Origin of the sequence: Streptomyces katrae (genome assembly GCF_000966975.1) — a bacterium.
GTDB lineage: Bacteria > Actinomycetota > Actinomycetes > Streptomycetales > Streptomycetaceae > Streptomyces > Streptomyces katrae.
On sequence record NZ_JZWV01000960.1, the window covers coordinates 1 to 8067 of the forward strand.

Annotated in this window: 7 protein-coding genes and 1 pseudogene; 7 read left to right on the top strand and 1 reads right to left on the bottom strand. The window is 70.3% G+C overall.

The genetic code is table 11. The features are described from left to right. From VR44_RS30435 to pgi, 7 genes and pseudogenes are all read left to right on the top strand, one after another. Positions 1-1057: pseudogene (locus VR44_RS30435) on the top strand (zinc carboxypeptidase); the annotation flags it as partial. 233 nt (positions 1058-1290) lie between these two features. Next, entirely contained in the window at positions 1291-2298 is a 1008-nt protein-coding gene (gene gap, locus VR44_RS30440; RefSeq protein WP_045950843.1) for a type I glyceraldehyde-3-phosphate dehydrogenase, read from the top strand. A 138-nt stretch (positions 2299-2436) separates the two neighbouring features. Further along, on the top strand, positions 2437-3651 hold the full coding sequence (locus VR44_RS30445; RefSeq protein ID WP_045950844.1) for a phosphoglycerate kinase: 1215 nt from the start codon (positions 2437-2439) through the stop codon (positions 3649-3651). Between the two features lie 6 nt (positions 3652-3657). Beyond that, positions 3658-4458: a triose-phosphate isomerase gene (tpiA, locus tag VR44_RS30450; protein WP_045950845.1), complete on the top strand. Its 801-nt coding sequence runs from the start codon at positions 3658-3660 to the stop codon at positions 4456-4458. A 121-nt stretch (positions 4459-4579) separates the two neighbouring features. Next, positions 4580-4813 (top strand): preprotein translocase subunit SecG, encoded by a 234-nt coding sequence (gene secG, locus VR44_RS30455; RefSeq protein WP_042819242.1) that lies wholly within the window; start codon positions 4580-4582, stop codon positions 4811-4813. Positions 4814-4920: 107 nt separating this feature from the next. Continuing rightward, positions 4921-5256 (top strand): RNA polymerase-binding protein RbpA, encoded by a 336-nt coding sequence (locus VR44_RS30460; protein ID WP_007263454.1) that lies wholly within the window; start codon positions 4921-4923, stop codon positions 5254-5256. 164 nt (positions 5257-5420) lie between these two features. Further along, positions 5421-7076 (top strand): glucose-6-phosphate isomerase, encoded by a 1656-nt coding sequence (gene pgi, locus VR44_RS30465; RefSeq protein WP_045950847.1) that lies wholly within the window; start codon positions 5421-5423, stop codon positions 7074-7076. A gap of 61 nt (positions 7077-7137) precedes the next feature. Here the strand turns inward: pgi and pgl are convergent, their stop codons facing one another. Next, a complete protein-coding gene (gene pgl / locus VR44_RS30470; protein ID WP_045950846.1) occupies positions 7138-7926 on the bottom strand; it encodes a 6-phosphogluconolactonase in 789 nt (262 codons plus the stop codon). Between the last annotated feature and the right edge of the window lie 141 nt (positions 7927-8067).

The following is an 8067-nucleotide window of genomic DNA, read 5'->3' on the forward strand; positions in this document are numbered from 1 at the left end:
CTTCCTCAACGAGGGCGGCCGGCTCATCGAGGCCGGCGAGCTGGCGGGCGGCCGGGCCAAGGTCGGCCGGGCCCTGACGGACGACTTCAGCCAGTACTACCTCGGAGCCTACGGCCGGGCCACGGCCAAGGCCCCCTCCGGCTTCACCGGCGCGGGCACCCTCGCCGGGGCCAAGGGCGCACTCGGCGACGCCGCCGGCAACCCCCTGAACTCCCCGGGGGCCTTCAGCGTCACCTCCGACTCCCTGCCGCCGGACCGGTTCCCGCAGTTCAAGAGCGCGCAGGCGGGCCAGTACGCCGGCATCGTGAACCCGTACGCCCCCTACGCGGGCACCGGCATGGCGTCGGCCACCCACCAGGACGACGACTGGAAGCGGCTGACGCGCACCGTCGACCTCACCAAGGTGACGGCCGCCGACCAGCCCAAGCTGAAGACGGCCCTCAACTGGGACACCGAGGAGGGCTACGACCACGCCGTCCTGGAGGCCCGCACGGCCGGCGCCGAGGACTGGACCACACTTCCGGAAGCGGGTGGCTCGAGCTCCGCCACCGTCCCGGCGGAGTGCGGCGCCGGGTTCCTGATCAACGACCACCCGTTCCTGCGCCACTACCTCACCCTGGGGAGCGGCGGCTGCTCACCGAGCGGTACCAGCGGGGCCTGGAACAGCTTCACGGGCTCGTCGGGCGGCTGGAAGCAGGTCTCCTTCGACCTGAGCGCCTACGCCGGGAAGACCGTCGAGGTCTCCCTCTCGTACATCACCGACCCCGGCTCCGGCGGCCGCGGGGTCTTCGCGGACGAGGCCCGGCTCTCCGTGGGCGGCTCCGACCAGGCCGCGGAGGGCTTCGAGACCTCCCTCGGGGCCTGGACGGCCCAGGGCGCGCCCGCCGGAAGTCCCGATGTTCCGGGAGATTGGTCCAGGACCGGAGAGCTCTTCACGTCCTACGCCGCCGTCACTACGCGTGACACGGTCCTGTTCGGCTTCGGGCTGGAGCACCTTCCGGCCGCGGCCGACCGCGCTCTCCTGCTCGGCAGGGCGCTCCGCTCCCTGAACGGCTGATCCGCAACCCTCCCGGCGCTCACTCCGAGTGACCGGGACCGAAGTCCCCGGGGCTCCCGGCCACAGCAGTGGTCCAGGGCCCCGGGGGGCGTACCCCCGCGAAAGCGGGGGAGTGTCAGGCTCCGGCCGATTCCACTCCGAAGCTCACGGAGAGGTAGGGTCGTAAGCGGTCGGGGACATCCCATACAGCTCGCCGGCGGGACAGGCCGGCGCACCAACGAGGAGATCGGTTCGTGACGATCCGCGTAGGCATCAATGGTTTTGGCCGCATTGGCCGCAACTACTTCCGGGCGCTTCTCGAGCAGGGGGCGGACATCGAGGTTGTCGGTGTCAACGACCTGACGGACAACGGCACCCTGGTGCACCTGCTCAAGTACGACAGCATCCTGGGCCGTCTGAAGCAGGACGTCTCCCACACCGATGACACCATCACCGTGGGCGACATGACCTTCAAGACGTTCGCCGAGCGCGACCCCGCGAACCTCCCCTGGGGCGAACTGGGCGCCGACATCGTCATCGAGTCGACCGGCATCTTCACGAAGAAGGCCGACGCCGCCAAGCACATCGCGGCCGGCGCGAAGAAGGTCCTCATCTCGGCCCCGGCCAAGGACGAGGACATCACCATCGTGATGGGCGTCAACCAGGACAAGTACGACGCCGCCAACCACCACGTGATCTCCAACGCCTCCTGCACCACCAACTGCGTGGCGCCGATGGCCAAGGTCCTCGACGAGAACTTCGGCATCGTCAAGGGCATGATGACGACGGTCCACGCGTACACGAACGACCAGCGCATCCTGGACTTCCCGCACTCGGACCTGCGCCGCGCCCGCGCCGCCGCCGAGAACATCATCCCGACCTCCACCGGTGCCGCCAAGGCCACCGCGCTGGTCCTGCCGCAGCTCAAGGGCAAGCTCGACGGCATCGCCATGCGCGTCCCGGTCCCCACCGGCTCCGTCACCGACCTCGTCCTGGAGCTCTCCCGCGAGACCACCAAGGAAGAGATCAACGCCGCCTTCCAGAAGGCCGCCGAAGGCCAGCTCAAGGGCATCCTCGACTACACCGAGGACGCGATCGTCTCCTCCGACATCGTGAACTGGCCGGCTTCGTGCACCTTCGACTCCTCGCTGACCATGGTGCAGGACGGTACGCAGGTCAAGGTCGTCGGCTGGTACGACAACGAGTGGGGCTACTCCAACCGCCTCGTCGACCTCACCGTCTTCGTCGGCGGTCAGCTCTAAGAACGTAGGGCAAGGCAACACCATGTGAGCACAGGGTCCGCCCGGCGCGATGAGGCGCCGTACGGGCCCTGTCGCTTGCCCCGTCCCATCCGCCCTGCACCTGTAACAGCCCTGTATGGGGACAAGGAGTAGAAACACATGAAGACGATCGACGAACTTCTCGCGGACGGCGTCGCCGGCAAGCGGGTCTTCGTACGCGCCGATCTCAACGTGCCGCTCAAGGAAGGCGTGATCACCGACGACGGCCGTATCCGCGCCGTCCAGCCCACCATCGCCAAGCTCGCCGAGGCCGGCGCCCGCGTGGTCGTCGCCTCGCACCTGGGCCGCCCCAAGGGCACCGGCACCGAGCCCGACTTCTCCCTCGCCCCCGCCGCCAAGCGGCTCGGCGAGCTGCTCGGCGCCGAGGTCGCCTTCGCCACCGACACCGTCGGCTCCTCCGCCAAGGAGACCGTCGCCGCCCTCGCCGACGGCCAGGTCGCCGTCATCGAGAACCTCCGCTTCAACGCCGGCGAGACCTCCAAGGACGAGGCCGAGCGCGTGGCCTTCGCCCGCGAGCTCGCCGAGCTGGCCGACCTCTACGTCGGCGACGGCTTCGGCGCCGTCCACCGCAAGCACGCCTCGGTCTTCGACCTGCCCAAGCTGCTCCCGCACGCGGCCGGCTACCTCATCGCCACCGAGGTCGGCGTCCTGAAGAAGCTGACCGCCGAGGTCAAGCGCCCGTACGTGGTCGTCCTCGGCGGTGCCAAGGTCTCCGACAAGCTCGCCGTCATCGACGAGCTCCTCGGCAAGGCCGACCGCATCCTCATCGGCGGCGGCATGGCCTACACCTTCCTCTACGCCAAGGGCTACGAGGTCGGCATCTCCCTGCTCCAGAAGGACCAGGTGGACACGGTCAAGGAGTACATGGCCCGCGCCGAGAAGAACGGCGTCGAGCTGGTCGTCCCCGTCGACATCCTCGCCTCCGCGGACTTCCCCGACATCAAGGGCGGGACCCCGGCCGACTTCGAGACCGTCGACGCCGACAAGATCCCCGCGGACAAGGAGGGCCTGGACATCGGCCCCAGGACCCGCGAGCTGTACGCGTCGAAGATCGCCGACGCCGAGACCGTCTTCTGGAACGGTCCGGTCGGCGTCTTCGAGCACCCCGACTACGCGAACGGCACCCGCGCGATCGCGCAGGCCCTCGTCGACAGCCGGGCCTTCACCGTGGTCGGCGGCGGCGACAGCGCCGCGGCCGTCCGCATCCTGGGCTTCGACGAGAACGCCTTCGGACACATTTCCACCGGCGGTGGCGCCAGCCTCGAATACCTCGAGGGCAAGACGCTCCCCGGCCTCGCCGCCCTGGAGGGCTGAACCACCATGACCTCTGTCGAAAACGGCCGCACCCCGCTCATGGCGGGCAACTGGAAGATGAACCTCAACCACCTGGAGGCCATCGCCCACGTCCAGAAGCTCGCCTTCGCGCTCGCCGACAAGGACTACGACGCGGTCGACGTCGCCGTGCTCCCGCCCTTCACCGACCTGCGCTCGGTCCAGACCCTGGTCGACGGCGACAAGCTGAAGATCAAGTACGGCGCCCAGGACATCTCGGCCCACGACTCCGGTGCCTACACCGGCGAGATCTCCGGCCCGATGCTCTCCAAGCTGAAGTGCACCTTCGTGGCCGTCGGCCACAGCGAGCGCCGCCAGTACCACGGCGAGACCGACGAGCTCTGCAACGCCAAGGTCAAGGCCGCCTTCCGCAACGGGATCACCCCGATCCTCTGCGTCGGCGAGGGCCTCGACGTCCGCAAGGCGGGCAACCAGGTCGCGCACACCCTCGCCCAGGTCGACGGCGGCCTCAAGGACGTCCCGGCCGACCAGGTCGAGTCCATCGTGATCGCCTACGAGCCCGTCTGGGCGATCGGCACCGGCGAGGTCGCCACCCCCGAGGATGCCCAGGAGGTCTGCGGGGCGATCCGCGGCCGCCTCGCCGAGCTGTACTCCCAGGAGCTGGCCGACAAGGTCCGCATCCAGTACGGCGGCTCCGTCAAGGCCGGCAACATCGCCGCGATCATGGCCCAGCCCGACGTCGACGGCGCCCTCATCGGCGGCGCGGCCGGCGGCGCGGCACTGGACGTGGACGAGTTCGTCAAGATCGTCCGCTTCCGCGACCAGTGAGTATGCGGTAGGGCCGATCCGTCGTACCCTTGCGGGGGCCGGGGGCTGCTGGTGCAGCCGTCGGCCCCCGCTTCCTCCCAGCAGCAGACGTAAGCCCAGAAAGTAGGAATCAGCCGTGGTTATGGGGTTCTCGATCGCCCTGATCGTCTTCAGCGCTCTGCTGATGCTGCTCGTGCTGATGCACAAGGGCAAGGGCGGCGGCCTTTCCGACATGTTCGGCGGCGGCATGCAGTCCTCCGTCGGCGGCTCCTCCGTGGCCGAGCGCAACCTGGACCGCATCACGGTCGTCGTCGGCCTGCTGTGGTTCGCCTGCATCGTGGCGCTCGGCCTGCTCATGAAGTCGAGCGGCAGCTGACGGTTCCGGCCATTTCGCCCGGCCCGCTTGGTCTTTACGTAAACTGAGGCGCCCACAGCGGGTATACCCTCACGCTGGGCGGCACCATCACGCAGGGAGTTACGACCGTGGCAAGTGGCAACGCGATTCGTGGAAGTCGGGTCGGAGCCGGGCCGATGGGCGAGGCCGAGCGCGGTGAATCCGCGCCCCGCCTGCGCATCTCCTTCTGGTGCTCGAACGGGCACGAGACGCAGCCCAGCTTCGCCAGCGACGCGCAGGTCCCCGACACCTGGGACTGCCCGCGCTGCGGCTTCCCCGCCGGCCAGGACCGGGACAACCCGCCCGCACCGCCGCGCACCGAGCCGTACAAGACGCACCTCGCGTACGTACGGGAGCGCCGCACCGACGCCGACGGCGAGGCGATCCTCGCCGAGGCCCTCGCCAAGCTCCGCGGCGAGATCTGAGACCGGCCTCGGCCGGGGCCACGCTCAAGAGTGACTCGGGGCCCGGCCCGTGGGAGTACGAATCCCGCGGGCCGGGCCCCTTTGTGTGCGTTGTCCCCCTTCGGATCCCTTAGGTTGGGGGTGGCGGGGCACAACAGGACGGAAGAAGTGGGTTGATGTCCGAGATGAACGCAGAAAGCCGCACGAGGCTGAACCGGCTGCCCGAGTGGAACGCGCTCGGCAAGCACCGGGAAGAGCTGGGGCAGACGCATCTGCGGGAGCTGTTCGAGACGGATCCGGACCGGGGCACCGGGTACACCCTGCGGGTCGGCGACCTGCACATCGACTACTCGAAGCACCTCGTCACCGACGAGACCCTCGCGCTGCTGCGCGAGCTGGCCGAGGCGACGGGCGTGGCGGAGCTGCGGGACGCCATGTTCCGCGGCGAGAAGATCAACGTGACGGAGGACCGCGCGGTCCTGCACACCGCGCTGCGCGCCCCCGCGGACGCGGTCGTCGAGGTGGACGGCGAGAACGTCGTCCCCGCCGTCCACGAGGTCCTCGACAAGATGGCGGCCTTCTCCGACCAGGTCCGGTCGGGGGAGTGGACCGGCTTCACCGGCAAGCGCATCAAGAACGTCGTCAACATCGGCATCGGCGGCTCCGACCTCGGCCCGGCGATGGCGTACGAGGCCCTGCGCGCCTTCACGGACCGCTCCCTGACGGTGAAGTTCGTGTCCAACGTCGACGGCGCCGACCTCCACGAGGCCGTACGCGACCTGGACCCGGCCGAGACGCTGTTCATCATCGCGTCCAAGACCTTCACCACCATCGAGACCATCACCAATGCCACCTCGGCTCGCCAGTGGCTGCTCGCCGGTCTCGGCGGCGACCAGGCCGCCGTGGCACGGCACTTCGTGGCCCTGTCCACCAACGCCGAGAAGGTCACCGAGTTCGGCATCGACCCGGCCAACATGTTCGGCTTCTGGGACTGGGTCGGCGGCCGCTACTCCTTCGACTCGGCCATCGGGCTCTCCCTGATGATCGCGATCGGCCCGGACTCCTTCCGGGAGCTGCTCGGCGGCTTCCACGCCATGGACGAGCACTTCCGCACCGCGGCGCCGGAGGACAACGCCCCCCTGCTGATGGGCCTGTTGGGCATCTGGTACGGGGCCTTCTTCGACGCCCAGTCGCACGCGGTGCTCCCGTACAGCCACTACCTCTCCCGTTTCACGGCCTACCTGCAGCAGCTGGACATGGAGTCCAACGGCAAGTCCGTGGACCGCGACGGCAATCCGGTGGACTGGCAGACCGGCCCGGTGGTGTGGGGCACGCCCGGCACCAACGGGCAGCACGCGTACTACCAGTTGATCCACCAGGGCACCAAGGTGATCCCGGCGGACTTCATCGGCTTCGCCCGCCCGGTGGCGGAGCTGGAGCCGGCGCTGGAGGCCCAGCACGACCTGCTGATGGCGAACTTCTTCGCCCAGACCCAGGCCCTGGCCTTCGGCAAGACGGCCGAGGAGGTACGGGCGGAGGGCGTCGCCGAGGCGCTCGTCCCGCACAAGACCTTCCAGGGCAACCACCCGACGACGACGATCCTCGCGGGTGAGCTGACCCCGGCGGTGCTGGGCCAGCTCATCGCCCTCTACGAGCACAAGGTGTTCGTCCAGGGCGCGGTGTGGAACATCGACTCCTTCGACCAGTGGGGCGTCGAGCTCGGCAAGGTCCTCGCCAAGCGGGTGGAGCCGGCGCTGACGGAGGGCTCGCACGTGGAGAGCCTGGACCCGTCGACGCGGGCCCTGGTGGCCACGTACCGGGAGCTGCGCGGGCGGCAGTAGGAACGGCGGAGCGCCCCGTACCGGTCGGACGACCGGCGCGGGGCGCTCCTCGCTTCCCGGCTCAGGCGGAGGCCGGGGGGTACAGCCCGGACGGGAGCTTCGCCGCGGCGGCGCGGTCCAGCAGCCAGAGGGTGCGGCTGCGGCCGTAGGCCTCGGCCGCCGGGGCCTGCACCCCGCCCGCCCCGCCGAGGGCGATGGCGACCGCGCCGGCCTTGTCCTCGTCCTCGCCGGCCGCCAGCAGCCACACCTCACGGGCCGCACGGATCGCGGGGAGGGTGAGCGAGACGCGGGTCGGCGGGGGCTTGGGGGCGCCGTGGACGCCGACGACGGTCCGCTCGGTCTCGCGGGCCGCCGGGTGCTCGGGGAACAGGGACGCCACGTGGGTGTCCGGACCCACGCCCAGCATCAGCACGTCGAACTGCGGGACCGGGCCGTGGTCCTCGGGGGTGGCCGCCCGCGCCAGCTCGGCGGCGTACGCGGCCGCGGCGGAGTCCACGTCGGCGCCGTGCGGGCCGTCTGAGGCGGGCATCGCGTGCACGCGCGCGGGGTCCAGCGGGACGGCGTCCAGGAGGGCCTCACGGGCCTGTACGTGGTTGCGCTCGGGGTCGTCGGCGGGGACGTAGCGCTCGTCGCCCCACCAGAGGTCGATACGGGACCAGTCGATCGCGTCCCGGGCCGGGGCCGCGGCGAGCGCGGCGAGGAGGCCGTTGCCGTTGCGGCCGCCGGTGAGGACGACGGAGGCGCTGCCGCGGGCGGCCTGCGCGTCCACGATCTTGGTGATGAGCCGGGCGGCTGCGGCCTGGGCCATCAGCTCCTTGTCCCGGTGGACGACCACCTGGGGAGTCGTCATACCCATGTGCTGCCGCCTTCTTGGTAGTTCTGGGTGGTGTGAGGGGCGCGGGTGCGGGTGGGCGCCGCTGCGCGGAGCCGTTCCCCACCCCGCCCCTTCCCGAAACCGGGGGCTCCGCCCCGGACCCCCGCGCCTCAACGC

Coding starts and splice junctions, on each gene's coding strand:
- pgi (WP_045950847.1), top strand. CDS start 5,421: ATGAACGCAGAAAGCCGCACGAGGCTGAACCGGCTGCCCGAGTGGAAC.
- VR44_RS30445 (WP_045950844.1), top strand. CDS start 2,437: ATGAAGACGATCGACGAACTTCTCGCGGACGGCGTCGCCGGCAAGCGG.
- pgl (WP_045950846.1), bottom strand. CDS start 7,926: ATGACGACTCCCCAGGTGGTCGTCCACCGGGACAAGGAGCTGATGGCC.
- secG (WP_042819242.1), top strand. CDS start 4,580: ATGGGGTTCTCGATCGCCCTGATCGTCTTCAGCGCTCTGCTGATGCTG.
- tpiA (WP_045950845.1), top strand. CDS start 3,658: ATGACCTCTGTCGAAAACGGCCGCACCCCGCTCATGGCGGGCAACTGG.